Origin of the sequence: Chryseobacterium manosquense (assembly GCF_014623485.1) — a bacterium.
In the GTDB taxonomy this organism is placed as follows: domain Bacteria; phylum Bacteroidota; class Bacteroidia; order Flavobacteriales; family Weeksellaceae; genus Kaistella; species Kaistella haifensis.
The window spans coordinates 2,526,692-2,552,370 of record NZ_CP060203.1; the positions used below are offsets into that span (position 1 = coordinate 2,526,692).

Annotated in this window: 23 protein-coding genes and 2 pseudogenes; 14 read left to right on the top strand and 11 right to left on the bottom strand. The window is 39.2% G+C overall.

Going from position 1 to position 25,679, the window contains the following annotated elements; translation table 11 throughout:
* Positions 1-171 precede the first annotated feature (171 nt).
* Positions 172-1,725, top strand: a complete 1,554-nt coding sequence (locus H0S70_RS12115; RefSeq protein ID WP_088263489.1) for an IS1182 family transposase — start codon at positions 172-174, stop codon at positions 1,723-1,725.
* Between the two features lie 241 nt (positions 1,726-1,966).
* On the opposite strand, the gene H0S70_RS14540 is transcribed toward H0S70_RS12115, so the two are convergent.
* Positions 1,967-2,098: a hypothetical protein gene (locus H0S70_RS14540; protein WP_262891120.1), complete on the bottom strand. Its 132-nt coding sequence runs from the start codon at positions 2,096-2,098 to the stop codon at positions 1,967-1,969.
* Here H0S70_RS14540 and H0S70_RS14375 point away from each other — a divergent pair.
* Genes H0S70_RS14375 through H0S70_RS12125 form a run of 3 tightly spaced genes read left to right on the top strand, consistent with a single transcriptional unit; the run spans position 2,057 to position 4,039 of the window.
* A complete protein-coding gene (locus H0S70_RS14375; protein ID WP_262891154.1) occupies positions 2,057-2,323 on the top strand; it encodes a phage integrase N-terminal SAM-like domain-containing protein in 267 nt (88 codons plus the stop codon). The genes H0S70_RS14540 and H0S70_RS14375 overlap by 42 nt on opposite strands.
* A 20-nt stretch (positions 2,324-2,343) precedes the next feature.
* Positions 2,344-2,937 carry a tyrosine-type recombinase/integrase gene (locus tag H0S70_RS12120; RefSeq protein ID WP_262891121.1) on the top strand — a complete coding sequence of 198 codons (594 nt, stop codon included), beginning with the start codon at positions 2,344-2,346 and terminating at the stop codon, positions 2,935-2,937.
* A complete protein-coding gene (locus tag H0S70_RS12125; protein WP_188320981.1) occupies positions 2,921-4,039 on the top strand; it encodes an IS91 family transposase in 1,119 nt (372 codons plus the stop codon). The genes H0S70_RS12120 and H0S70_RS12125 overlap by 17 nt, the downstream gene beginning before the upstream one ends.
* A 338-nt stretch (positions 4,040-4,377) precedes the next feature.
* On the opposite strand, the gene H0S70_RS14380 is transcribed toward H0S70_RS12125, so the two are convergent.
* On the bottom strand, positions 4,378-4,530 hold the full coding sequence (locus tag H0S70_RS14380) for a hypothetical protein (RefSeq protein WP_228453699.1): 153 nt from the start codon (positions 4,528-4,530) through the stop codon (positions 4,378-4,380).
* Between H0S70_RS14380 and H0S70_RS12130 the strand changes: the two are divergent.
* The 3 genes and pseudogenes from H0S70_RS12130 (at position 4,468) to H0S70_RS12140 (ending at position 7,068) form a co-directional block, all read left to right on the top strand.
* Positions 4,468-5,349, top strand: a pseudogene (locus H0S70_RS12130) (tyrosine-type recombinase/integrase). The gene H0S70_RS14380 and the pseudogene H0S70_RS12130 overlap by 63 nt on opposite strands.
* Positions 5,333-6,451: pseudogene (locus H0S70_RS12135) on the top strand (IS91 family transposase). The pseudogenes H0S70_RS12130 and H0S70_RS12135 overlap by 17 nt, the downstream one beginning before the upstream one ends.
* 275 nt (positions 6,452-6,726) lie before the next feature.
* Entirely contained in the window at positions 6,727-7,068 is a 342-nt protein-coding gene (locus H0S70_RS12140; protein ID WP_188320982.1) for an ASCH domain-containing protein, read from the top strand.
* A gap of 416 nt (positions 7,069-7,484) precedes the next feature.
* Here the strand turns inward: H0S70_RS12140 and H0S70_RS12145 are convergent, their stop codons facing one another.
* The 3 genes from H0S70_RS12145 to H0S70_RS12155 form a co-directional block, all read right to left on the bottom strand.
* Entirely contained in the window at positions 7,485-9,596 is a 2,112-nt protein-coding gene (locus tag H0S70_RS12145) for a TonB-dependent receptor (protein ID WP_188320983.1), read from the bottom strand.
* Between the two features lie 223 nt (positions 9,597-9,819).
* Positions 9,820-10,548, bottom strand: a complete 729-nt coding sequence (locus H0S70_RS12150) for a WG repeat-containing protein (RefSeq protein ID WP_188320984.1) — start codon at positions 10,546-10,548, stop codon at positions 9,820-9,822.
* Between the two features lie 38 nt (positions 10,549-10,586).
* On the bottom strand, positions 10,587-11,015 hold the full coding sequence (locus H0S70_RS12155) for a DUF2752 domain-containing protein (RefSeq protein WP_188320985.1): 429 nt from the start codon (positions 11,013-11,015) through the stop codon (positions 10,587-10,589).
* Positions 11,016-11,161: 146 nt separating this feature from the next.
* Between H0S70_RS12155 and H0S70_RS12160 the strand changes: the two genes are divergently transcribed.
* Positions 11,162-13,435, top strand: coding sequence for an aconitate hydratase (locus H0S70_RS12160; RefSeq protein WP_188320986.1), 2,274 nt, complete (start codon positions 11,162-11,164; stop codon positions 13,433-13,435).
* Positions 13,436-13,559: 124 nt separating this feature from the next.
* The gene (locus H0S70_RS12165; RefSeq protein ID WP_188320987.1) at positions 13,560-15,725 is read left to right on the top strand and encodes an outer membrane beta-barrel family protein; all 2,166 of its coding nucleotides are present in this window, start codon (positions 13,560-13,562) and stop codon (positions 15,723-15,725) included.
* Between the two features lie 87 nt (positions 15,726-15,812).
* On the opposite strand, the gene H0S70_RS12170 is transcribed toward H0S70_RS12165, so the two are convergent.
* From H0S70_RS12170 to H0S70_RS12195, 6 genes are all read right to left on the bottom strand, one after another.
* Positions 15,813-16,511 (bottom strand): RluA family pseudouridine synthase, encoded by a 699-nt coding sequence (locus H0S70_RS12170; RefSeq protein ID WP_188320988.1) that lies wholly within the window; start codon positions 16,509-16,511, stop codon positions 15,813-15,815.
* Between the two features lie 68 nt (positions 16,512-16,579).
* Positions 16,580-17,089: an NUDIX hydrolase gene (locus tag H0S70_RS12175; protein ID WP_188320989.1), complete on the bottom strand. Its 510-nt coding sequence runs from the start codon at positions 17,087-17,089 to the stop codon at positions 16,580-16,582.
* Positions 17,090-17,995, bottom strand: a complete 906-nt coding sequence (xerD, locus tag H0S70_RS12180; RefSeq protein WP_088263494.1) for a site-specific tyrosine recombinase XerD — start codon at positions 17,993-17,995, stop codon at positions 17,090-17,092.
* 21 nt (positions 17,996-18,016) lie between these two features.
* Entirely contained in the window at positions 18,017-18,439 is a 423-nt protein-coding gene (locus tag H0S70_RS12185) for a deoxycytidylate deaminase (protein WP_188320990.1), read from the bottom strand.
* Positions 18,440-18,474: 35 nt separating this feature from the next.
* Entirely contained in the window at positions 18,475-19,245 is a 771-nt protein-coding gene (locus H0S70_RS12190; RefSeq protein ID WP_188320991.1) for an enoyl-CoA hydratase/isomerase family protein, read from the bottom strand.
* 102 nt (positions 19,246-19,347) lie between these two features.
* On the bottom strand, positions 19,348-20,844 hold the full coding sequence (locus H0S70_RS12195) for a catalase (protein ID WP_188320992.1): 1,497 nt from the start codon (positions 20,842-20,844) through the stop codon (positions 19,348-19,350).
* 111 nt (positions 20,845-20,955) lie between these two features.
* Between H0S70_RS12195 and H0S70_RS12200 the strand changes: the two genes are divergently transcribed.
* The 5 genes from H0S70_RS12200 (at position 20,956) to H0S70_RS12220 (ending at position 25,619) form a co-directional block, all read left to right on the top strand.
* Positions 20,956-21,900, top strand: coding sequence for a hydrogen peroxide-inducible genes activator (locus tag H0S70_RS12200; RefSeq protein WP_188320993.1), 945 nt, complete (start codon positions 20,956-20,958; stop codon positions 21,898-21,900).
* 188 nt (positions 21,901-22,088) lie between these two features.
* Entirely contained in the window at positions 22,089-23,369 is a 1,281-nt protein-coding gene (metK, locus tag H0S70_RS12205; RefSeq protein WP_188320994.1) for a methionine adenosyltransferase, read from the top strand.
* An 81-nt stretch (positions 23,370-23,450) separates the two neighbouring features.
* Positions 23,451-23,939, top strand: coding sequence for a hypothetical protein (locus H0S70_RS12210; protein WP_188320995.1), 489 nt, complete (start codon positions 23,451-23,453; stop codon positions 23,937-23,939).
* A 183-nt stretch (positions 23,940-24,122) separates the two neighbouring features.
* Complete coding sequence (locus H0S70_RS12215) at positions 24,123-24,713, top strand: RNA polymerase sigma factor (protein ID WP_188320996.1); 591 nt, start codon at positions 24,123-24,125, stop codon at positions 24,711-24,713.
* Positions 24,714-24,923: 210 nt separating this feature from the next.
* Entirely contained in the window at positions 24,924-25,619 is a 696-nt protein-coding gene (locus tag H0S70_RS12220; RefSeq protein WP_188320997.1) for a YjjG family noncanonical pyrimidine nucleotidase, read from the top strand.
* The last annotated feature ends 60 nt before the right edge of the window (positions 25,620-25,679 follow it).

Sequence of the window (25,679 nt, forward strand, 5' to 3'; positions counted from 1 at the left end):
TTTCAACGCAAGAGAAATTCACCCCCGCTTTTGCAAAACCTATGTGCCTGTTGCACAACCTCTTTTCAAAGATACGGTAAAAAGATTTCAGAAATAGAAAATGTGGTTATAAACGGGTTTAAAATATTGAAAATCAATTGTATATATCGTTTATTCTCCGTAAATTAGCGTATGCAAGGCAGAAAAACATTTGAACCGAAAATCTTCTACGAACTCAGCCTGGAGGGGCTCGTTCCCCAGGATGATTTCTACCGTAAAATCAGTCAGGAAGTACCCTTTAGCTTCCTCTACAAGTCAACCTCTCATTATTACGGCCGTTGCGGGCAGGACAGCATCGATCCTGTGGTCTTTTTCAAGATACTGTTAGTGGGCTACCTGAACAATTTAAACAGCGACCGCGCCTTGCTGCGGTTCTGTTCAGACAGCCTCTCCATCCGCCTTTTCCTGGGCTACGACCTGGATGAGGAGCTTCCGTGGCATTCCACCATATCCAGGACGCGGGCGCTTTTCGGGGAGGAACTCTTTATGAAACTGTTCCAAAAAATCCTGAGCCTCTGCATAGAGAAAGGCATGGTGCGCGGGAAGCGCCAGGCGGTGGATTCAGCCTTCATTAAGGCCAATGCAAGCATGGACAGCCTGGTTGAAAAGGAAGTTTTGGAAGACGCTTCAGCGTTTGTGGAGGAACTGGAGGAGAACAGCGAGTACAAGGTAACTTCGGCCCGAAAGAAACTTGTAGAACAGCACCACGCCTGGAAGGAAAAAGAATACAAAGACATGCCCGGAGCCAGCAAAAACGAGGACAGGAGGGACGAGGACGGCAACCCGCTGCGTCCCAAGTTCCTCTCCAATCATACCCATTATTCTCCCACGGATCCGGATGCCAAAATCTCGGTAAAACCGGGCAAAGCGAGGCAGCTCAACTATGCCGGACAGATAGCGGTGGACGACAAACATCATGTTATCACGGGAGCCTGCGCGAGCACGGCCGGCAGCAAGGACAGTGCAATCATGCACGAGATTATGGACCGCATGCTGGAAAACCTGGAACAGCACGGCATAAGGACGGAGGAAGCATTGCTGGATGCCGGCTACAGCAGTGGCGAGAGCCTGGAGTATTGCGAAAAGAACGGCATCAATGCGTTTATCCCGAACTTCGGGCAGTACAAAGCGGAACGGGAGGGATTTGAATTTGTAAAAGGAGAAACGCAGGAGGAGGATCATTACCGCTGCACCCAAAAAGGCGGCAACGGAGCTGTCTTACAGTTCAAGAGAATCCTCACCGACAGCAAGGGCTACCAAAAGAAGAGCTACCGCAGCAGCGAGCGTGACTGTAAGGACTGTCCGCTGCGTGCCCAGTGCTGCGGCAGGGTAACTAAGTTCAAGAAGATAGAGGACAGTATCCACAAGCCGCTCTACGATGCGATGCACGAGAAGCTGAACAGGGACAAAAACTACACACGCTTCCTCACCAAACGCCGCAGCTCCACGGTGGAGCCGGTGCTGGGCACGCTAATCAACTACCACAGCATGAAGAGGGTCAACACGCGGGGCATGAAAAACGCCAACAAGCATGTTTTAATGGCCGCTTTGGCTTACAACCTGAAGAAGTACCTGAAGTTTATCTCCCGGAAACCAAAAAGCAATGCCCAGATTATGCACCTTCCGGAAGGGATACTCCGGCTTTTTCTAAACCGGTTCCACAGTTCGCTGATCACTTCAATTTAAGCCACCCGAAAACCTCAGCTCCTTTGCCCGACAAAAATAGAAACCTCCCTTAAATCGCTTTAAAGGAGGCCGTTTTTTATGGTTTTACTTTGGAAATTACTGAAAATGTGGAGTTGTGCAACGGTTACCGATGTTGAACTAAACCTCCGGTAGCTTTTCCAATTCGCCGTTTTAGTAACTTTGTTTTTATTAACCTTTTAAAAACTCATGAAATGGCTACAAAAAAAAATCTCCGGAGGATTTAAGGACAAACAAATTCCTGAATCGTGCCTCGGGCGAAGTTAACGGTTTTGCCGAACTTCAGCAACGCTTCGAAAGACATATCTCCATCCTGGGCAGAAGCAAGCGTACCTTCGAAAATTATTCCCGTCACGTTGCAGCCTTAGCGCTTCATTTCGGTAAAGTCCCTACGGAATTAGACCCGGAAGACATCAAAGATTACCTTTTTGAACTTCAAAAGCGATCAAAAACCCCTTCTCAGTCGTACTTTAAACATACCGTTTACGGACTGCGGTTTTTGCTGAAAACCAAAGGCTTGCCTTACAGTTACCTGCATCTTCCCGCGATTCCAAAAGTGAAAAACTTCCCACTATTTTAAGCCGTGAAGAAATCTGGCGAATGCTTCAAAGTGCCGAACTCCTGAAACACAAACTGCTCATCGGCCTGATCTACGGTTGCGGACTGCGCTGCATGGAAGTGCGGAATATCAAACTTCAGCACCTGGATTTTGACCGACAAATGCTGCATGTTGTTCAAGGTAAAGGAAGCAAAGACCGTTATGTACCTTTGTCGGAGCATTTAATCAGAGGCTTGAAAACCTTTATTAAAGTTGAAAATCCGGATCAGTATTTATTCAATGGGAACCATAACAGGAATATTGAGGAGATTGATTTAAAAACGCATCAAAACGCTTTACAGAAACCTGATTTTGACTCCCGCTACAGCCAGCGCGGCGTGCAGTGGGTGATTAAAACCATCTCAAAAAAAGCCGGCATCACCAAAGAGGTTCACACCCATACTTTGCGCCACAGCTACGCCACGCATCTGCTGGAAGACGGCGTTCCGATCATCATGGTTCAGAAACTTCTGGGTCATGAAAGAATTGAATCGACGATGGAATACCTTCATGTCTGCCAACTGTCGGATCAAACTCCGCACAGTCCTCTGGATACCGTTTTCGCTTTGTGCCGCAAAAATGGAAGCCCGAAGTAAGGCAAAGCATCAAAACGGAAGCGTTGCAGATGTTCTTCGTAAAATCAGTTTATCGGCACGGAATTTTACGGCTCATCAGGAAAAAACGCTTCGGGCCCTGTCATATTGCCGCACTTCAGCTTTGGGTGGTCATATCGATGCGTGCGACGGTTGCGGAAATCTTTCCATCAGTTACAACTCGTGTCGTAATCGGCATTGTCCGCAATGTCAAGGTCATAAAAAAGAAGAATGGATTCAGAAGCGCGAAGCGGATTTACTCCCGTGCAGCTATTATCATCTCGTTTTCACGCTTCCCGAAGAGCTGAACGGTTTGGCAATTGCCAATCCCACACTCATTTACAAAGCCTTGTTTGAGGCCGCCTGGGCCACTTTAAACCAGTTCGGCAAAACCGAAGGCCTGCAGCTGGGCATGATTGGTGTTTTGCACACTTGGGGACAGAACCTGAGCCTTCATCCGCACCTGCACTGCATTGTTCCTGGCGGCGGAATTGATCATCACGGAAAGTGGAAAAAGAAAGTACGAACCGATAAATACCTTTTTCCGGTAAAAGCGATGAGCAAAGTATTTCGGGCAAAGTTTGTGGCTTTATTGAGAACTTCGGGAGTAAAAGATTCCAATTTAATGGATAAACTCTTTACCAAGAACTGGGTCGTCTATGCCAAAAGACCTTTTGGTGGCCCGAAACAGGTGATTGAATATTTAGGCAGATACACCCACAAAGTCGCCATCAGCAATCACCGCATCAAAGAAGTTACCGATAAAGAAGTTCGTTTTGGCTACAAAGATTACCGGAAAGGTGGCGAAAAAAAGGAGATGACCCTCAGCAACGAAGAGTTTGCGCGAAGGTTCTCCCTGCACATTCTGCCAAAAAGATTTGTGCGGATCAGGCATTATGGAATCCTGAGTAGCAGCTGGAAACGCGGGAAACTGCAGAATTTACAGTCTGATTTAAACATCCGGGTTCCGGAAGCAAAACCCAAGACTTTGCTCAATAAATGCCGGTGCTGCAAGGAGGGAAACCTGGTTACAATTGCTGTTTTCGGGCAGCGGGGGCCGCCGCAGGATTTTCTTTTCGTTACCCAAACGCTGTCTGCAAAATAACCTTTGCGGGTAAGGGAACCTATGTTCTGAAGCGAGGAAAAACCGCTGAAATCCACCAATAAAGGCTACCAAACGCCACAAAAAAAGCAGTCCTTACGAAAAAACTGCTTTGTGATCCTAAATTCTAAAATCGAAAACTCCATAGACTGCCAAAATACCGCTGAAAAGCTACCGGAGCTTCCGTTCAACGGGCTTTCATTTCTTGTCTTGCAGACAAAACGAAAGCTTAGTTGAACTAAACCTCCGGTAGCTTTTCCCATTCGCCGTTTTAGTAACTTTGTTTTTATTAACCTTTTAAAAACTCATGAAATGGCTACAAAAAAAAATCTCCGGAGGATTTAAGGACCAACAAATTCCTGAACCGTGCCTCGAGCGAAGTTAATGGTTTTGCCGAACTTCTGCAACGCTTCGAAAGAAATATTTCCATCCTGGGCAGAAGCAAGCGTACCTTCGAAAATTATTCCCGTCACGTTGCAGCCTTGGCGCTTCATTTCGGTAAAGTCCCTACCGAATTAGACCCGGAAGACATCAAAGATTACCTTTTTGAACTTCAAAAGCGATCAAAAACCCCTTCTCAGTCGTACTTTAAACATACCGTTTACGGACTGCGGTTTTTGCTGAAAACCGAAGGTTTGCCTTACAGCTACCTCCATCTTCCCGCGATTCCAAAAGTCAAGAAACTGCCCGTAATCCTGAGCCGCGAAGAAATCTGGCGCATGCTTCAAAGTGCTGAACTCCTGAAACACAAACTTCTCATCGGCCTGATCTACGGTTGCGGACTGCGCTGCATGGAAGTGCGGAATATCAAACTTCAGCATCTGGATTTTGACCGGAAGATGTTGCATGTTGTTCAGGGTAAAGGGAGCAAAGACCGTTACGTTCCCTTGTCGGAACATTTAATCAGAGGCTTGAAAACCTTCATCAGTATTGAGAAACCGGATCAGTATTAATACAAAGGAAACCATAGCAGGACTATTGAGAAGATTGATGTAGAAACACATCAAAACGCTTTACAGAAACCTGATTTTGACTCCCGCTACAGCCAGCGCGGCGTTCAGTGGGTGATCAAGACCATCTCAAAAAAAGCCGGCATCACCAAAGAAGTTCACACCCATACTTTGCGCCACAGCTACGCCACGCATCTGCTGGAAGACGGCGTTCCGATCATCATGGTTCAGAAACTTCTGGGGCATGAAAGAATTGAATCGACGATGGAATACCTTCATGTCTGCCAGCTTTCGGATCAGAAGCCTCACAGTCCTTTGGATACCGTATTTGCTTTGTACCGCAAAAATGGAATCCCGAAGTAAGGCAAAGCATCAAAACGGAAGCGTTGCAGATGTTCTTCGTAAACTCAATCTATCGGCCCAGAATTTTACGCCTCATCAGGAAAAAACGCTTCGCGCTTTATCGTATTGTAGAACTTCTGCTTTGGGCGGTCATATTGATGCGTGTGATGGCTGCGGAAATCTTTCCATCAGTTACAACTCGTGTCGTAATCGGCATTGTCCGCAATGTCAAGGTCATAAAAAAGAAGAATGGATTCAGAAGCGCGAAGCGGATTTACTCCCGTGCAGCTATTATCATCTCGTTTTCACGCTTCCCGAAGAGCTGAACGGTTTGGCAATTGCAAATCCCACACTCATTTACAAAACATTGTTTGAAGCAGCTTGGGCAACATTAAACCAGTTTGGCAAAACGGAAGGAATGCAGCTCGGAATGATTGCGATACTTCACACGTGGGGACAGAACCTGAGCTTGCATCCGCACCTGCACTGCATTGTTCCTGGCGGCGGAATTGATCATCACGGAAAGTGGAAAAAGAAAGTACGAACCGATAAATACCTTTTTCCGGTAAAAGCGATGAGCAAAGTATTTCGGGCAAAGTTTGTGGCTTTATTGTGAACTTCGGGAGTAAAAGATTCCAATTTAATGGATAAACTCTTTACCAAGAACTGGGTCGTCTATGCCAAAAGACCTTTTGGTGGCCCGAAACAGGTGATTGAATATTTAGGCAGATACACCCACAAAGTCGCCATCAGCAATCACCGCATCAAAGAAGTTACCGATAAAGAAGTTCGTTTTGGCTACAAAGATTACCGGAAAGGTGGCGAAAAAAAGGAGATGACCCTCAGCAACGAAGAGTTTGCGCGAAGGTTCTCCCTGCACATTCTGCCAAAAAGATTTGTGCGGATCAGGCATTATGGAATCCTGAGTAGCAGCTGGAAACGCGGGAAACTGCAGAATTTACAGTCTGATTTAAACATCCGGGTTCCGGAAGCAAAACCCAAGACTTTGCTCAATAAATGCCGGTGCTGCAAGGAGGGAAACCTGGTTACAATTGCTGTTTTCGGGCAGCGGGGGCCGCCGCAGGATTTTCTTTTCGTTACCCAAACGCTGTCTGCAAAATAACCTTTGCGGGTAAGGGAACCTATGTTCTGAAGCGAGGAAAAACCGCTGAAATCCACCAATAAAGGCTACCAAACGCCACAAAAAAAGCAGTCCTTACGAAAAAACTGCTTTGTGATCCTAAATTCTAAAATCGAAAACTCCATAGACTGCCAAAATACCGCTGAAAAGCTACCGGAGCTTCCGTTCAACGGGCTTTCATTTCTTGTCTTGCAGACAAAACGAAAGCTTAGTTATTATTATCAGCAGTTCTTTTTTAATCATCAAATAAAAACGATATGAAAGTATTAGAATTAACATTAAACAAAAAATGGTTTGGCCTTATAGAAAAAGGTATCAAAACCGAAGAATACAGAGAAGTAAAAAGATATTGGATAGTTAGATTGCTGTCAAATCTTGAGTACTTGACCGATTTGGAAGGGGTAAAAAATATTGGTGCAAGATTTAAGCACTTTGATTTAATCCGATTTACAAACGGATATTCAAAGTCAAGCCGACAAATTACAATGGAATTTCAAAACATTTTGATTGGTCAAGGTTTGCCTGAGTGGGGAGCTGTAGAAGGTCAAGAATATTTTGTCATAAAAATAGGTCGAGAGGTCGGTCGGCAGAATTGCTGATAACACTCAAATATACGCAGATTTTTGAAAGAACCAAGTATTTTTTAAAATAAATTAAATATATCGCGTAATGTATTGTTAAATAGTGAATTATATGTAAATTTGTATTGCGTATTATGAATTGTTTTACCATAATTCCGCCTAATTTATTGAGTTTTTAAGAAATTTTAACATATACAAAAAACGAAGTATTATGATTGATTTTAATTACTAAAATATCATAGAACCTAGCTGAAGTTTCTAGTAGTAAATAACTGTGAGAATTTAGTTTTTTGCCTAAGTGCGAAAATTTCTGGAAAGTATACCTGCTTTCGTAACGGAAAGGGATGCATCTTTTAAATTGCGAAACTAAAAAGACCGCTTCCGAAAAAGCAGTCTTCAAAGAGCAATATTTTCTTGTGAAATTAAGGCATTTTTTATTTAATTTTAATGCTCATCCCAAACATAAAATTGGTTCCGGCTTGCGAGAAGTACATGGGTCCATCATACACGTAGCCGTTGTTTACATATTTCTTGTTGAAAATATTATTGAGCAGGAATTTGAAATCGATTTCCGTTTTTTGGATTTTCAATGTATATTTTGCATTAAAGTCGGTTAGCCAATAATCTTTTAATTGATTATCAGCAGTTTCTAAATTATCCAAATATTGTTTTCCCACATATTGCGCAGTAACACCAAGATTGAAATTTTTGAATGGCGAGTAAATCACATTTCCGTTCGCAATGATGTTAGGAGAAAAAGAGATATCAGAATCTTTCAAAACAATATCCGCACCATTTTGAAGCGAGTTGATCTCCTTAATCTTATTCTGACTCAAAGATAAATTAGCTCCTAATTGAATTTTATCAGAAAGTCTGCTTTGGGCAGAAAGTTCAATTCCTAATCTATAACTTTTATCTACATTCTGACGAATGAATTCACCAACATTGTTGATTCTACCTGACAAAACCAACTGATTTTGGTAATCCATATAATACGCATTAGCCGTCAACACAACCTTTCCAAATTGCTGTTCCCAACCTGCCTCAAAATCGTGTAAGGTTTCTTCTTTTGTGCTAGGATTTGCAAAGAGGTCATCTCTATTTGGTTCGCGATGTGCATTGGCATACGAAACGAATACTTTTCCGTTTTCAATATTGAAATTGATACCAACTTTCGGGTTGAAAAAAGTCCATTTTCTGTATAGATCTGCACCTTCACCATCGCCCTGTTGGACAATTTTTGTATCATAATTAATGTTTCTTAGTTGCAAATCGCCAAAAAATTCAAATTGGTTTAATTTATAAATTGCTTTGGCAAATCCAGAAACTTCGTTCTTCACCGAATTATTTCGGTAGTATTCGTGTTCATCAATTTGTGGTAGAAAAACGCCGGTTACATTACCAAAATGTCTTCCGTAATACTGATTGGCAACTGCTCCGAAATTCAAATCAAGATTACCTAATTTCCCGTATAATGTTGAAACTACTCCATAAAAATCATTATCCAGCCATTTTTTTCGGATGAAATCGGTTTTTTTAATCTCGGTACCGTTTTGGAAAATATTGGGAAGATTGTATTTTGAAAATTTAGCATCTTGTTTGTAATTTTCGTAATAACCTTTGCCTTTGGTGTAGTGGATAGTAGTTTCCAAATTCCAACGGTCGTTCAATTCCTGTTCCCACAAAAGCTGATAATGATTTTGTCGGTAATTATCGGTTTCATTATCATAAAAACCAACAATATTCTCCCAGTTCGCATCATAGATCGCCCCCGAATAGTTGAATTTTGGGTTGGTTTCCCAAGTTGCTTTATCGATTCCGTTCCAGGCTTGGTATGTTTTTTCTTTTCCTCCAAAAGCCATCAAACGGATTTTTGTTTTATTTTCTTCAAAAAGCGCAGTGAAATTATAGGAATTCAAATCTGAAAATGCACGATCGATATAGCCATCTGAATGGATATTGGTGTAACGCCCCAATAGAGACAGTCGGTCTTTCCAGAATTTTCCCGAACCGATTTCGGCGGAGTATTTATAGGTGTTAAACGATCCGTAGCTGTTGTCGGATTTCACATAAAACTTCTCCTCCGGATTTTTAGAAATCACGTTGACACTCGCTCCAAAGGCTGAAACTCCATTTGTGGAAGTTCCCACCCCGCGCTGAATAACAATTTGCGAAGCAGAACTTGTTAAATCCGGAACATTCACGAAAAAAGTTCCTTGGGATTCCGAATCATTGTACGGAATGCCATTCATCATTACATTGATGCCATTTCCACCTACACCACGAATTCTGAAACCAGTGTATCCAACGCCGTTTCCGGCATCAGAAGTGGAAATTACCGAAGTTTGGTTTTTCAGCAAGATTGGTAAATCCTGACCAAGGTTTTTGTTCCCTAAATCTTTTTCTACATTAATGATTTCTTTGGAAACAGGAAGTCTTTTTGTGAAATTCACACTTTCGATTTCGTGAATTTTCAAAGTGTCTTGCGTCGATTGTGCAAGGTAAAAAGGACCAGCAAAAAGTCCTAAAAAAATAATTCCTTTCATTCTTTTAATTTTAGAGATTAATTGAATAAAAGGGGGAGATTAAGTCATGTAACAATTTGTTCGATGTAACAGCGTTGCAATCATTGGCAAACTGCTATATTCTCACATTGCTACATTTGCAACGCGTCCCTAAACAGCATTACCTGTTCCAGGTTCATTGGGTGTAATCTCAGCCTTTTACAGCACCCCTTTAGTTTCGTCAGCGAAAATACAATATTTTTAATTAATATGCATTATTATTGACATCAATGTAAAAATAATTTTTTCCGTCTTTAGTTACTTCGAATAATCGTGCGAGTTTCCAGCTGAAATTCCGTTTGATATCATTGTATTCAAAAGGGATGATGACCTTATTGTTCACATCGATCACCCCGAATTTATTATTCTTGGATGCAACAATCATTGGGTTTTTCAAATCGTCGCCCTCCAAAATGTGCAGGTAATCGTATTGCGGATAAATTGTGAACTGCCGATAGTCCCCGGGGTTTTCAAACTTTGAATCTTCGATAATCCCGTAAGAATTGTTGAGAATGTAGGCATGAAAAAGTTGGGTAACATAAGGCAAACTGCATTTTCCCAAATCGCTGTTTTTGTATAGGTAAACCCGCTTTCCGCTTCTATCAATCCGGAAATCCAAGTTGTTGATCCGCACCGATGCATATTTGTTGGAGCCGTATTTTCGGACTTTTTCGTTCGGAGAATTCAGCAAGTTGCAGTCTTCGGTAAAAAAGCCGACATTGCTGTATTGATAAGGGATTATGGTTTTTCCTTTTTGATTGATAAAGCCGTATTTTCCATTGTTTTTTTGAGGAATCAGTGCCGGAATTGAATCATTAATTTTAACAAGATCCGGATTGCTTTTCACCACAACCTTTTTTTGATGAAGATTTTTATTCTGGGCAAAACCCAGCACAACGAAACAACAAAAAAAGAGGCTAAACAGATATTTCATGAAAATCTTTTTGCAAACTTAAAGCCAAAAATAAGCATTTAAATATTTCTGTAAACGGAAAAAATGATTGCAATTCCCAAAAGTATGAGGATTGCCTGCGGATTGAAGAATAACTTTCGGGTTTTGGGAAAATAATTGCGAAGCGGTTTGGTATTCAATACAATTGCTAAAATAACGTATGGTGTTACAGTGACGAACAGTGCATTATATTCAAATGCTTTTTTGATATTCAAGTGCAATAATTCATGAATCGCCCTTTGGGAACCACATCCGGGACAGAGATATCCTGTGAAATAATATATCGGACACTTCAAAAAACAGCTGCTGTTCTGAGGATTAAAGCTGTAAAAAACAACTCCCAAACCAATGAAAATCAGAGCAAATACTGCTAATGTTAAGTGTTTCTTCATCATGATGAAAGATAAGGCGCCCGACTGGTTTTGATTCGCAGAATCCCTTGTTTCCAAAAATTTTAATTAAAATTTTTCTAAAAATAATAAAAAAATAGATGGAAAGCATCATATTTATATTAAATCTAAATGATTTTAGTCATCATTAAATGTAAAAATTCGTATTTTTGAACTTCTTAATTTTAAACAAAAAATATACGAATATGACTTTTGACATTGATATGATCAGAAAAGTGTATGAGCGTTACCCAGAAAGAGTTGCGAAAGCACGTGAAGTAGTGGGTAAACCTCTTACATTATCAGAAAAAATTCTTTACACTCACCTTTGGGAAGGGAATCCAACCCAAAGTTATGAAAGAGGAAACTCCTACGTAGATTTCGCTCCGGACAGAGTGGCAATGCAGGATGCAACGGCTCAAATGGCACTTTTGCAGTTTATGCAGGCCGGAAAAAAGAAAGTTGCAGTTCCTTCTACAGCACACGCGGATCACCTTATTCAAGCTAGAGTAGGTGCCGAAGCGGATTTGCAAGAAGGTATCAACAAAAACTCTGAAGTATTCAATTTCTTAAGCTCTGTTTGTGATAAATACGGAATCGGTTTCTGGAAACCGGGAGCGGGGATTATTCACCAAGTAGTTCTAGAAAACTATGCTTTTCCAGGTGGAATGATGATTGGAACCGACTCTCATACCGTAAACGCGGGTGGTTTAGGAATGGTTGCCATAGGTGTTGGTGGTGCTGATGCGGTAGATGTAATGGCAGGAATGGCTTGGGAACTTAAAATGCCTAAATTAATCGGTGTAAAATTGACTGGTAAACTCAACGGATGGACTTCTGCAAAAGATGTTATCTTAAAGGTTGCCGGAATTTTAACCGTAAAAGGTGGTACAGGTTGCATCGTAGAATATTTCGGTGAAGGTGCTGAAAACCTTTCTGCCACTGGTAAAGGTACTATCTGTAACATGGGTGCTGAAATCGGAGCTACAACTTCTACTTTCGGTTATGACGATTCGATGAGAAGATATTTAGCAGCAACAGGAAGGCAAGATGTCGTAGATGCAGCGGATAAAATTGCAGAACACTTAACAGGAGATGCAGAAGTTTATGCAAATCCTGAACAATATTTTGACCAAGTAATTGAAATCAACCTTTCTGAACTGACACCACATTTGAACGGACCTTTTACTCCGGATTTGGCGACCCCTGTTGCAGAATTCAGAGCAAAAGCCGAAGCAAACGGATGGCCACTTGATGTAGAATGGGCTTTAATCGGTTCCTGTACCAACTCGTCTTACGAAGATCTTTCCAGAGCAGCTTCTATCGTTGAAGATGCTGTTGCTAAAGGTGTTAAACCAAAAGCAATCTTAGGAATCAACCCTGGTTCGGAGCAAGTGAAATTCACTGCTGAAAGGGATGGTTTCCTGGATTCTTTCAGAAAATTTGAATCTGCGAGAATCTTTACCAATGCTTGCGGTCCATGTATCGGACAGTGGGATAGAGAAGGTGCTGAGAAAGGCGAGAAAAACTCCATAATTCATTCATTCAACAGAAACTTTGCAAAAAGAGCGGACGGAAATCCAAATACGCACGCTTTCGTAGCTTCCCCTGAAATGGTTGCAGCTGTTGCAATTTCGGGTAGATTAGATTTTAACCCAATCACAGATACTTTAACTAACCAAAACGGAGCGCAAATCAAATTGGACGAGCCAAAAGGTTCGGAACTTCCTGCAAAAGGTTTTGCAGTGGACGACAACGGTTATCAGGCTCCATCTGAAGACGGTTCTAATGTGCAGGTAATTGTTTCACCTACTTCCGACAGACTTCAATTGTTGAAACCTTTCGAACCTTGGGATGGAAAAAACATTACGGGTGCTAAAGTATTAATTAAAGCTTTCGGAAAATGTACTACCGACCATATTTCTATGGCAGGTCCTTGGTTGAAATACCGTGGTCACTTGGATAATATTTCCAACAATATGTTGATCGGCGCTGTAAATGCTTTCAACATGGAAACCAATAAAGTTAAAAATCAGTTAACTGGAGAATATGGCGAAGTTCCTGCTGTTGCAAGAGCGTACAAAGCAGCCGGAGTTCCTTCAATTGTTGTGGGCGACGAAAATTACGGCGAAGGTTCTTCAAGAGAGCACGCTGCAATGGAACCAAGACATCTGGGCGTGAAAGCCGTTTTGGTAAAATCCTTCGCACGTATCCACGAGACAAATTTGAAAAAACAGGGAATGCTTGGTTTGACTTTCGCTGACAAAGCAGATTACGATAAAATTCAGGAGGATGATACCGTGAACTTTCTTGATTTAGATCAGTTTACTCCGGGAAAACCTTTGACTTTAGAGTTTGTTCATGCGGATGGTAGCAAAGATACTGTTGTTGCAAATCATACATACAATGAGCAGCAAATCGGTTGGTTTAAAGCAGGTTCTGCTTTGAATCTTATAGCTGAAGAAGCGAAAAATTCTTAACACTTTTTAAAAATTTAAATATTGAAACCGTTCAGAAATGAGCGGTTTTCTTTTGCAAGTGTAACAACTATCATGTTTTCTCTACTAAACATTTAACCTATTTTTGCCCACCTAAATTGTAAACATGAAGAAAAGTTTATTTGTACTTTCACTCGCAGCATCAGTTTTCACTCTTGCACAGCAGAAACCCAAAACCGAAAAAGAAACCCAAATTGAAGGTGTAACGATAACCGCGACCAAAAAAGCGGTGGAACAGAAAGCCGACCGTACCATTTTCGATTTTTCGGAACAGCCAACGCTGAACTCCGGAACTTTGATGGAAGGTGTAAAAAAACTTCCGGGATTGGTGGTAACCGACATTGCCGGAATGATGTATCAGGGAAAACTGTTAGCGGTTTTTATGGATGGACGTCCGCTGAATATTTCAAGTAACGAACTTCAGGGATTTTTAGATGGAATGCCTGCAAACGCAGTTGAGAGAATTGAAATCATTACGCAACCCGGCGCAGAATTTCCTGCAACTTCAGGAGGTGCAATCCTGAATATTATCACTTCAAAATCTGCAAAAAATTATTTATCTGCAACGTATTCAGGGAATTATAGTTTTACCAATTACGATAAATACAGAAGCAGAACCAACAATTCTTTAAGTTTAAATGCCAAAAACAAGTTTTTCGGATGGCAGCTGAATGTTGGACAAACCTACCGCGAAAATATGATGCTTGGAAATTTGGATGATCTTTCCTCCACCTACACAGACGGCATCAGAAGAGGGTATTTTGCAAAAGGAGCAATGACTTTTGACCTTGGACTAGACCGAATTTTATTGAACTACGATATTTATCACAACAACAACGATAATTACACTTTAGGAAAAGGAACTTATTTTGGAAACTCTTACACTCGCGAAGATGATGCTGCAACTTTAAACTGGCGCAACGAAGCTGTTGTAACTTATCAGAAAAGATTTGCCGACAAAGCAAAGAAATTGGATTTCAAATATAATTACAGTAACTCTAAGTCTGATTTTTCGCAGTTCAGCAGAAATTTCAACACCAACACGCTTGAAAATGAATCGGATATGAATGTTTCTACCTTTAAAGTAGATTATTCTCAGCCGGTGAAAATTTTAGATGAGGGGAAAATCAGCATTGGTGGTTTATATGAAATGCAGAAGTTTGATACCCAAAGTTTCGGTTTTACCAACCTCGATTATCAAAGACAAACTGCTTCAAGTTACGTAGAATTGCAGGCCAAACTAAAAAAGTTTGATTTCACGTTGGGAACAAGAGCTGAAGATTATGATATTTCGGGAATTACAAGCTACAAAGACTCGCTCAATGTTGTTCATACCGATAATTTAACGCCTTTCAAAAAATTTAAGCTGTTCCCGAACGCAAGTATTCAGTACAGCTTTATGCCGAGGATTTATTTGGCTTTGAATTACAACAAGAAAATTAATTTGCCCAGTATTTCAGCACTGAATCCGAACAACACCACGTATCAGAACGGTAACTCCACCACTGCCGGAAACCCAAATCTTCAGCCGACCATTTTTGATAATTATGAAATCAAAATTTCAGCGTTTGATTATGCCTTTATCGGTTACAATGTAAACGTGGCCAAAAATCAGGTCATGCAGATTATGACGAGAGAAACTGAAACCGATCCGCGCACAGGAAAAACCAACGATTTTATCCTGAACAGACAGATGAATATTTCGGAAATGACAATTCAGAACTTTAATTTGGGATTACCAATCCCTCTGATGATTTTCAGTAAACCGCTAAGCGAAATCATGAAGTTTAACTTTAATCCGGATAAAATCAACTTTATTTATTTGTACGCGGCTTATCAGAAACACATTATCCCGGATTTGAAAACCAAAGGATTTTTGATGTTCAACATCAATTCCCAGTTTATACTGCCGAAAGATGTAAAATTGGCCATCAATTATTTCGTTCTTCCTGCCAAAGGAAACTACTATTATTACGAAGCCGTAAAACCTGTCGGAAATAATGTGGACATTACGATTTCAAAAAAATTCATGAAGGACAGGCTGAATGTTTCAGTGTTTGCCAACGATATTTTCAACGGACAACAAATGGCTTTCCGTTCGGTTTTCAGACAGCCTTATCCTGTTCTTTCGAACAAGATGGATTCTCGAAATTTCGGATTCTCCGTAAACTATAAAATTCCAACAAAAAACAAACTTGCCAAAGAAGCACCCAACATGCTCAACCAGGATAAAAAAGAAGACAATGGCGGCATTTTGAATTCGGGACAGTAATTTTAGAATTACTTTATAATGAAAAGTTTAAAAGTTGGAGTAATTTCTCCAACTTTTTTCGTTGAGTTCAATTTTTAAACTTCAAGATCAACATTCACATGCCTTCCACACTGCATCATTCTGCGGGACGGGCGCTGTGATTTCTAAATTTTCTTTCGTTACGGGATGCGTGAATTCTAACTTTCTTGCGTGAAGATGTATTCCGCCATCGGGATTGGATCGGGCTGCACCATATTTCAAATCGCCTTTAATAGGAATACCTATTTTGGAAAGCTGTGCACGAATCTGATGGTGACGGCCAGTTTCCAAATCGATTTCCAGCAACTGGTAATTGTCTAAAATTTTGAGGAGATTGTATGTAAGAATCGCTTCTTTCGCACCGTCTGTGACTTTCGGGAAAACGATGGCTTTGTTATTTTTCTCATTCTTTTTTAGGTAATGAACGAGCTTTTGAGTTTGCGGAATCATCTCTTTAGCCACTAAAGCCCAATACGTTTTTTTGATTTCGCGGTTTTTTACCATTTGGGTTAAACGCGATAACGCTTTAGACGTTTTCGCATAAATCACCAATCCGGAAGTAGGTCGGTCGATACGGTGAACGAGTCCGAGGAAAACATTTCCGGGTTTTTGGTCTCTTTTTTTTATGAAATCTTTGATCAAATCCAGCAGTGAAGCATCGCCGGTTTTGTCGCCTTGAACAAGTTGGCCGGCTTTTTTGTTAATGATAAGCAGGTGATTGTCTTCAAAAACAATTTGTTGATCGATATGATTGGCAGATTCGCGCATGGATGATTTTTCGGGTTCTAAAATTACAACAAAAAAAGAGAATTGAAATTCTCTCCCCTTTGTATGTTTTACTTCAAGTATTTCTCTAAAAATTTTCTTTGAGAATCGAACGCAATATCGTCCAGATTGATTTGTTCTTTATGAAGCCAAACAGCTTCGGAAATTTCCGAAATTTCCAGATTCACTTCGAATTTTTCTGATATATGGTATTCGTAAAATAAATCTAAAGTGTTGTAAATGATGTTTTTATATTCGTAAATATTCGGCAATGAGGCCAAGTATTTCAATTGAGAAATATCAACTTTAAGTTTCATTTCCTCAAAAAGTTCTCGAACACAAGTTTCCTCAGCACTTTCTTTTGGATCCACAAAGCCACCGGCTAAATCGAGTTTTCCTTTATTGGGTTCTTGGTTTCTGCGTGTGAACAGGATTTCATCACCATTTTTTACCAAAACGGCAACTGCACCTGCAACATTATGAAAAAGAATAAAGTCGCATTCCGAACAGTTCCATTTTTTTTCGCCATCCCATTTCAGGCTTTGTTGCCCACATTTCGGACAAAATTTGAGATCCTTCATTTATGATTTATTTCTAGGATGATAATTAAGAATCACGTCCCGAAGTTCTTCGTTTTTCAGATGCGTATAGATTTCGGTTGTTGTAATACTTGAGTGTCCCAACATTTCCTGAATGTATCGCAAATCCGCACCATTTTGCAAAAGATGGGTGGCAAATGAATGCCGGAAAGTGTGCGGAGAGATTTTCTTGTTGATGCCTGCTTTTTCGGTGAGTTCTTTGATGATAATGAAAACAATTACCCGCGACATCGCGGATCCACGGCTGTTGAGGAAGAGGATATCGTCACATTTTTTATTGATTTTATATTTCGATCGAACTTCGCGGATATAATCTTTGATTAATGTTGAGGTGTAAGTTGCCAACGGAACAAAACGCGATTTGTCGCCTTTTCCATCCACTTTTAGGTAAGATTCTTTGAAGTTGATATTCGAAATTTTAAGGTCAATTAATTCGGAAACACGCAGACCGCAACCGTACAAAACCTCGATCATGCATTGATTTCTTTTCCCTAAATCCGTCGATAAATCAATGGCTTTAATAATTCTGTTGACGTCTTCGAAACTTAAAGTATCCGGAAGATAAAGCCCAAGTTTCGGACCTTCGATCAGCGTTGCAGGATTGTCGGTTCGCACCTCATCGTCCACAAGATATTTAAAAAAAGCTTTGATTGAGGAAATCCATCTTGCCTGTGATCTCTCACTGAATTTAAGCTTTGAACGTTGAAAAATATACTCCTGAATATGGTCGTAAGTAATTTCTAGTGGCCCCGTATTTTCGAGTTCTAGTTCGCAGTAATCGCGGAGTTTTTTTATATCTCGAAGGTAGGCGTCAAGTGTGTTTTCAGAGAAATTTCTTTCAAACCTCAGGAAATTTTCAAAATCTTTAATTTTTTCATCCCAAGTCATTGTGTTATGGTGTTTAGTTTTTTATAAATTTTCTTTTGGAATTTTTACAATTTCAATTCCATGGTTTTTCAAGAAGTTAATTCCGTCATTATCGGAATAATTATCTGTAAAAACAACTCTATTGATACCAGCTTGCAGAATCAATTTGCTACACTCCTTGCATGGAGACAAGGTTAGGTATAGCGTGGAGTCCTTTGCAGATTGTGTGGAACCTGCGAGTTTCAGGATAGCATTCGCTTCCGCATGAAGGACAAACCAATGCGTTTTTCCGGCTCCGTCTTCGCAGCAGTTTTCGAAGCCAGATGGTGTTCCATTATACCCATCGGAGATAATCATTCGGTCTTTTACAATTAATGCGCCTACCTTTTTTCTTTCGCAATAGGAGAGTTTCGCCCATTCCATAGCCATTTTCAGGTAAGCCTTATCGAATTTCGTTGGTTCCAAAAATTGTTTATTTCTAAATTTATTATTAATGCGGTTTATTTAAAAGAGGGTTTTCTTTTTTCCAAAAACGCAGCCACTCCTTCTTTTTTATCTTCCATTTCGAAGAGCTCTCCGAAAGATTTTATTTCGGTCTCAAAGCCCTTATTGGTATAAGCTAGATTCACTGCAGCAATCGCTTTTGCAATTCCCAATGGCGAATTTTGTGAAATCAATGTGGCCAATTCTTTTGTTTTTGATAAAAGATCTTCCAAACTAAAAACCTCGTTTACCAATCCGATTTCTTTCGCTCTTTGCGCAGGAATCATCTTTGCAGAAAGGATTAATTCGTTAGCAAAACCTTTCCCGACCAGCTTTGGTAGTCTTTGTGTGCCACCGTAACCGGGAATCAACCCTAAAGTAACTTCTGGTAATCCCAACTTTGCATTTTCCGAGGCGTATCGGATGTGGCAAGCCATAGCCAACTCTAATCCTCCACCTAATGCAAATCCGTTCACCGCCGCTATTACTGGTTTGCTGAGATTTTCAATTTTATCAAAAAGAATCGATTGTCCTTTTCTTGCTAATTCTTCAGCAGCTGCAGTTCCGAAATCCGAAAATTCCTTAATGTCGGCACCCGCTACGAAAGATTTCTCGCCACTTCCAGTCAGGATGATTGCTCGAATATTTTTATCTGCTTCTAATTCAGAAAATGCATCGCTTAATTCCTGAATTGTTTGTGAATTAAGGGCATTTAAACTTTGCGGTCGATTGATGATAACGGTTGCTATCTTTCCTTCCGCTTCTACGATGATATTTTGGTAATTCATACTGACAAATGATTATTTCTTACTGTGCAAATTAGCAAATTTTTATCTAGGAATAAAAAATGAATACGCACGATTCTTATTTTTAATGAATTTTTAAATAAATTATTCAGGTGATTTAGAATGGTTCATCATATTCATATCAATATTCACTTGCAATCCCATCGCGATTTTCATTCCGAGTTCAATATTCGCTCTGAAAAAATGGCAAAGTTGTCGATTGATAATTTCTTCTTTTTTTGGACCACTAATTCCTTTCATCGATCCGATAATATTAGAAACCAGATTTTCCCGATCCTGAGGATTCATTGCTTTGGTGTACAATAAACCCGGTTGGGTGTAGTGATCGTCATCGTTTTCGTTCCTGTTGAAATTAGCTACAGTGGTATTGTCTAAATCATATTCGAAGTTTTTATAAGCGGAATCGGGTTTGATTTGATCGAAACTGTTCGGGTAATAATTTGGTGCATCTTTATAGCCGCTCGAATCTGCCATATATCCGTCTCGTTGGTAATTGTTGACAGCAAACGGACAACGGTTTACTTCCAATTGATGGGAATTTACCCCAACTCTATAGCGATGCGCATCACGATAAGAGAATAATCTTCCTTGCAACATTCGATCTGGTGAAAAACTAATTCCATTAATCAAATTGCTTGGTGAAAAAGTGGACTGTTCCACATGAGCAAAGTAATTATTCGGGATTTCGTTGAGTTCCATTTCGCCCACTTCAATTAATGGGAATTCGTTTTGAAACCAAACTTTCGTTACATCAAAAGGATTCCAACGGAATTCTTTGGCTTGTTCTTCGGTCATTACCTGGATGTACATGGTCCATTTTGGGAAATCGCCGTTTTCGATAGCGTTTACCAAATCTTCTTGTGCGAAATCTGGGTTTTCACCTTTCATTTTCACCGCTTCATCATTGGTGAAATTTTTAATTTGTTGCTTGGTTTTGAAATGGAATTTTACCCAAACTCTTTCATTTTCGGCATTAATCATTGAAAAAGTATGCGATCCAAAACCGTGCATATGTCTGTATCCATAAGGCGTTCCGCGATCCGACATCAAAATAAGAACTTGGTGAAGCGATTCCGGATTCAAACTCCAGAAATCCCACATCATTGTAGCGCTTTTCAGATTTGTTTTCGGAACTCTTTTTTGGGTATGAATAAAATCGGGGAATTTTTTAGCATCTTTGATGAAGAAAACCGGCGTATTATTTCCTACAAGATCCCAATTTCCATCTTCTGTATAAAATTTTAAGGCAAAACCTCGCGGATCTCTTTCAGTATCAGCACTGCCTTTTTCGCCTCCCACGGTGGAGAATCTGGCAAACATTTTACATTCGTTTCCTACTTTAGAAAATAATTTTGCCTTCGTATATTTAGAAATATCATGGGTAACAGTGAATTTTCCGTAAGCGCCGCTGCCTTTTGCATGAACAATTCTTTCCGGGATTCTTTCGCGTACAAAATGCGCTAAATTTTCCTGTAAAATAAAATCTTGTAGCAAAACAGGGCCTCTCGCGCCAACGGTTTGAGAATCTTCATGTTCAAAATATGGTGCTCCTGTGCTTGAGGTGAGTTTTTTAAATTCCATTTTTTCTATTTTTTAGGTTAACAAATTTATGAAATTCTGCAGAGGAATCTCTTGCTTTTTGGTTAAATTAAAGAAAACATAAGTATATTTGTAATAGATAAAATTAATCAGATGAACATTCAGCAATTAGAATATCTTATCGCAGTTGATAAATATAAACATTTCGGAAAGGCAGCACAAGCTTGCTTTATTACACAGCCCACGCTTAGTGCGATGATACAGAAGTTTGAAGACGAACTGGATGTGAAGGTTTTTGATCGAACTACGCACCCGATTCGAACCACCGATGTGGGGGTGCAAATTATCGAAGAATCCAAAAGAGTGATTGATGCTGTAAATGAACTGAAAAATAAAGCCAATCTTCTTAATAATGTTTTGGCGGGGAAATTAAACCTCGGAATTATCCCCACGATTTCTAGTTTTATTCTACCATCGGAAATTTTTAGTTTTCTTCAAAACCATCCGAAAATTGAACTGAATGTGAAGGAAATGACTACCGATAGCATTATCAAAGCTTTAAAATCCGGGGAGTTGGATGCCGGAATTATCGCGACTCCTTACGATGCAGCCTCTGAGTTTTACCAACAGTTTCTATTTAATGAAGAATTGATGATTTACTCGTCGGAAGATTTGAGGAAAGATTCTTTTGTTGTTCCTGAAGATATCGACAGCAACAAAGTTTGGCTCCTCGAAGAAGGGAATTGCCTGCGTACGCAGTTCGAAAATATCTGTATGCTCAAAGAAAATTCGCTGAAACCAAAAAACCTGGAATTTTTGGCATCAAATATCAATACCTTAATACAAATGGTGGATAAAGTGGGTGGAATTACCATTCTACCGGAGTTGGCGATTCCTCAATTATCAGAAGAACAAAAATCGAAAATTTCCAGATTCCGAAAGCCGTTTCCTTTTAGAGAAATCAGCTTGATTTATTACAAACCGACTTATAAGCAGAAAATTTTGGACGAAATTACGCAATCATTGCAAAATTCGCTGAATACGAAACTTAATTATAACCAAAGCCCCGAAGATTTCGTCAGTGTAAAACCTCAATAATTTTATTCAATAAATAAATTTTGCGGTTCAATAAATACTCTTTAAATTTGCAGTCGAATAAAATTTCAAGAGGAAAAATTTGAACTGATTGCAACCTCCATAAAAAATGCTAAAACAGAATTTCTATTTTAGTTTCTTTTGTAATCAATTCCTATTTTCTTTTTATTAATTAATAAAATACAAAAGAAATGTCATACTTATTTACGTCTGAATCTGTTTCAGAAGGACATCCTGACAAAGTAGCAGATCAAATTTCTGATGCGCTGATCGATAATTTTTTAGCTTACGATCCCAACTCAAAAGTTGCTTGTGAAACTTTAGTAACAACCGGGCAAGTAGTTTTGGCGGGAGAAGTGAAATCGGAAGCTTATCTCGATGTGCAAGATATTGCTAGAAAAGTAATCAACGAGATTGGCTATACCAAAGGAGAATATATGTTCAATGGTGATTCTTGTGGAGTGATTTCTGCGATTCATGAACAATCGCCAGACATCAATCAAGGTGTTGATAGAGCTGCTGAACATGCAGATTTCGAAACCAAAGCTAGCGCGCAAGGCGCTGGTGACCAAGGAATGATGTTTGGATATGCTACCAACGAAACCGAAAATTATATGCCGCTTGCATTGGATTTGGCGCATACTATTTTGAAAGAACTTTCTAGCTTAAGAAGAGAAAACAATGCCATCAAATATCTTCGTCCGGATGCAAAATCACAAGTTACGATTGAATATTCGGATGATCACAAACCTATCAGAATAGATTCTATCGTAGTTTCAACACAGCATGACGATTTCGGAAGTGAGGAAGCGATGCTCGCTAAAATCAAAAAAGATATCATCGAAATTCTAATTCCTAAAGTTAAAGCTTTGCAGAAATTGGAAATTCAGGAGCTTTTCAACGATCAGATTAAATATCACATCAACCCAACCGGAAAATTTGTTATCGGAGGTCCGCATGGAGACACTGGCTTGACAGGTAGAAAAATTATTGTAGACACTTATGGCGGTAAAGGCGCTCACGGAGGTGGGGCGTTTTCCGGAAAAGATCCTTCAAAAGTTGATAGAAGTGCGGCATACGCAACTAGACATATTGCTAAAAACTTAGTTGCTGCAGGAGTTGCAGATGAGGTTTTGGTACAAGTTTCTTACGCGATTGGCGTGGCGGAACCTTGCGGACTTTTCATCAGTACCAACGGAACTGCGAAAGTAAACCTTACCGATGGAGAAATTGCAGAAAAACTGAAAAACATATTTGATTTGAGACCGTATGCCATCGAGCAAAACTTGAAATTAAGAAATCCTATCTATCAGGAAACTGCTTCTTACGGGCACATGGGAAGAGAGTATTATGTTGGAAGTAAAACTTTTAATAAAGGAAAAAGTAACCAAAAAATTATTGACGACCTGGAATTTTTCACGTGGGAAAAACTAGACAAAGTTGACGAAATCAAAAAAGAATTCGGATTGTAATTTTTTTTAAAAATATTTAAACTGCTTTATCCAAAACGATAAAGCAGTTTTTTTTAACTTTACCGCGAAAAAAATGAGTTTATGAAGAAAATTTTGGCTTTTTCAATTTTGATGGTGTTTCTTTCAACGGCTTTTGCGAAAGGTCAAATGACGATCCATAAAATGCTTCATGCCGGATATGTTTATCAAAATCAAAGCTTTGGGGAAATTGGTGGAAGATTACTTTTTTTGAATAATGATGATGTAATTTATCGTATGGGTGCTGCTGCAATGATGGGTTCTGTAAACAAAGAATTTGCCATTTTGCCCAAATTACAAGGTGATATTTTGATTAATTTTGAAAGAAATGTGGATCTTTATCATTCCTATTATTTCCTAGCAGGTGCTGAAATTACCACTAAATATGTTGCTCCGAAAATAGGTGCGTCGCTATTTGGTTTGCTGGATCTCACCGCAGGATACGGATTTTCTTTAGATAAAAACGGAATTAACGGAAAAGAACTAAAAGGCCTCAATCTTAATTTTACCCTCAATTTACCGCTTGTAATGCTGAATGATTTACTGAAATAAGAAATTTTCATAAAAATTCTCAAATATTTTAACAAAGTATTAACTTTTTTACTATTTTTACACCCGTTACTCTGAAAACAAAACTATCGATTATATCTGTACTTCTTATCAATAGCCCGATTGTCGCAAAAAACCCTGATGAAAGATATGGTGAAAAGCGTTGGCATATAAATGAAGCGAGTTATGAAAATACAAACTGATAGTACATTAATATCAGAATATAAACAGGGATCAGAGCAAGCACTTGCAACCCTTATCGAAAGACACCAGAAAGATCTTTTTTCATTTATTTATTATAAATTAATGGATGAAGATTTGGCGAATGATATTTTTCAAGATACTTTCATGAAGATTATTGTTACGCTGAAAGAAGGTCGCTACAACGAAGAAGGTAAATTTATTCTTTGGGCCAAAAGAATTGCCCATAATCTCATCATCGATCATTTCCGTTTGAAATCGAAGCACGCCAAAGTTTCTGAAACTACTTACGATAACGAGGAATTTTCTATATTCGACCTGATTGCAGGAAAAGAAGAAAACGTAGAAGAAAAATTGGTGAGCCAGCAAATCCAAAATGATTTAATGAAAATGCTCGTTTGTCTCCCGGAAAACCAGCAAGAAGTCATCAAGTTGAGATTTTTCGATGGTTTAAGTTTCAAAGAAATCGCAGAACAAACCAATACCAGTATTAATACAACCCTTGGAAGAGTGCGTTATGCTCTTATCAACTTAAGAAAAATAATGGACGAAAATAAGATAATTTTAACAAGATAATAATATTTTAAAAAAAGTTTCGTTTTTATGGAAATAACTTTTTTAGCCTATGAAAAAAAATGACACTTTAAACGAAAAACTTTTGAAACCCAAAAAAAAAACAATTGATTTTCTATTAAGTTATTCCAGAAGCATTTCCGTTTTAAAAACCAAAAGTAAAAACCAAATTGTTTCGAAGAACTAATCTTAAATTACTTAAATTTGTGCTGTATGAAAATTCAGCACATTTTTTTTGATCTCGATAACACCCTTTGGGATCACCGACGAAACGCCTATCTTACTCTGAAAGATATTTTCAATAGACAAAAAGTAAGCGAAAAATACAACCTAAATTTTGAAGATTTCCACCGAGAGTATTTCACTATTAATGAAAGACTGTGGGAGCAAATTCGCGACGGTGAAATTGATAAAGATTACCTTAGAAAACATCGCTTTTATGATTCATTCCTGTTTTTCGGAATTGATGATCTCGAGCTCGCTCAGCTTTTTGAAGACAATTTTCTTGATGAAATTCTAAATTATAATGACCTTGTGGAAGGAGCATTCGATTTGTTGGAATATCTTTCCGAGAAGAAATATAAACTTCATATCCTTTCCAATGGTTTTAAAGAGGTAACTTACCGAAAATGTGAACTTTCAGGGATTAAAAATTATTTTGAAACGATTACGAGTGCGGATGAAATTAATGTTCGCAAGCCACACCCAGAAGTGTACGAATATGCATTGAACAAAGCCGGTGCGAAAAAAGAAGAAAGCATGATGATCGGCGACGATTGGATCGCGGATGTCGAAGGTGGAAAATCTTTCGGATTGCAAGTGGTTTTCTTCGATGTTTTCAATGACAATTTCCAAGCAGAAGGCGTGGAAGTCATTAAAAAATTAGCAGAACTTAAAAATTTATTATAAAACAAAAACCCTTTTAGAATCTATATTCGAAAGGGTTTTTTATTCGTGAAATTTGAGCAA

Bases quoted from the DNA above. Each gene is read 5' to 3' on its own strand.
- H0S70_RS12115 (WP_088263489.1), top strand. From the start codon at position 172: ATGCAAGGCAGAAAAACATTTGAACCGAAAATCTTCTACGAACTCAGC.
- H0S70_RS12120 (WP_262891121.1), top strand. From the start codon at position 2,344: ATGCTTCAAAGTGCCGAACTCCTGAAACACAAACTGCTCATCGGCCTG.
- H0S70_RS12125 (WP_188320981.1), top strand. From the start codon at position 2,921: ATGGAAGCCCGAAGTAAGGCAAAGCATCAAAACGGAAGCGTTGCAGAT.
- H0S70_RS14380 (WP_228453699.1), bottom strand. From the start codon at position 4,530: ATGAAGCGCCAAGGCTGCAACGTGACGGGAATAATTTTCGAAGGTACG.
- H0S70_RS12140 (WP_188320982.1), top strand. From the start codon at position 6,727: ATGAAAGTATTAGAATTAACATTAAACAAAAAATGGTTTGGCCTTATA.
- H0S70_RS12145 (WP_188320983.1), bottom strand. From the start codon at position 9,596: ATGAAAGGAATTATTTTTTTAGGACTTTTTGCTGGTCCTTTTTACCTT.
- H0S70_RS12150 (WP_188320984.1), bottom strand. From the start codon at position 10,548: ATGAAATATCTGTTTAGCCTCTTTTTTTGTTGTTTCGTTGTGCTGGGT.
- H0S70_RS12160 (WP_188320986.1), top strand. From the start codon at position 11,162: ATGACTTTTGACATTGATATGATCAGAAAAGTGTATGAGCGTTACCCA.
- H0S70_RS12165 (WP_188320987.1), top strand. From the start codon at position 13,560: ATGAAGAAAAGTTTATTTGTACTTTCACTCGCAGCATCAGTTTTCACT.
- H0S70_RS12170 (WP_188320988.1), bottom strand. From the start codon at position 16,511: ATGCGCGAATCTGCCAATCATATCGATCAACAAATTGTTTTTGAAGAC.
- H0S70_RS12175 (WP_188320989.1), bottom strand. From the start codon at position 17,089: ATGAAGGATCTCAAATTTTGTCCGAAATGTGGGCAACAAAGCCTGAAA.
- xerD (WP_088263494.1), bottom strand. From the start codon at position 17,995: ATGACTTGGGATGAAAAAATTAAAGATTTTGAAAATTTCCTGAGGTTT.
- H0S70_RS12190 (WP_188320991.1), bottom strand. From the start codon at position 19,245: ATGAATTACCAAAATATCATCGTAGAAGCGGAAGGAAAGATAGCAACC.
- H0S70_RS12195 (WP_188320992.1), bottom strand. From the start codon at position 20,844: ATGGAATTTAAAAAACTCACCTCAAGCACAGGAGCACCATATTTTGAA.
- H0S70_RS12200 (WP_188320993.1), top strand. From the start codon at position 20,956: ATGAACATTCAGCAATTAGAATATCTTATCGCAGTTGATAAATATAAA.
- metK (WP_188320994.1), top strand. From the start codon at position 22,089: ATGTCATACTTATTTACGTCTGAATCTGTTTCAGAAGGACATCCTGAC.
- H0S70_RS12210 (WP_188320995.1), top strand. From the start codon at position 23,451: ATGAAGAAAATTTTGGCTTTTTCAATTTTGATGGTGTTTCTTTCAACG.
- H0S70_RS12215 (WP_188320996.1), top strand. From the start codon at position 24,123: ATGAAAATACAAACTGATAGTACATTAATATCAGAATATAAACAGGGA.
- H0S70_RS12220 (WP_188320997.1), top strand. From the start codon at position 24,924: ATGAAAATTCAGCACATTTTTTTTGATCTCGATAACACCCTTTGGGAT.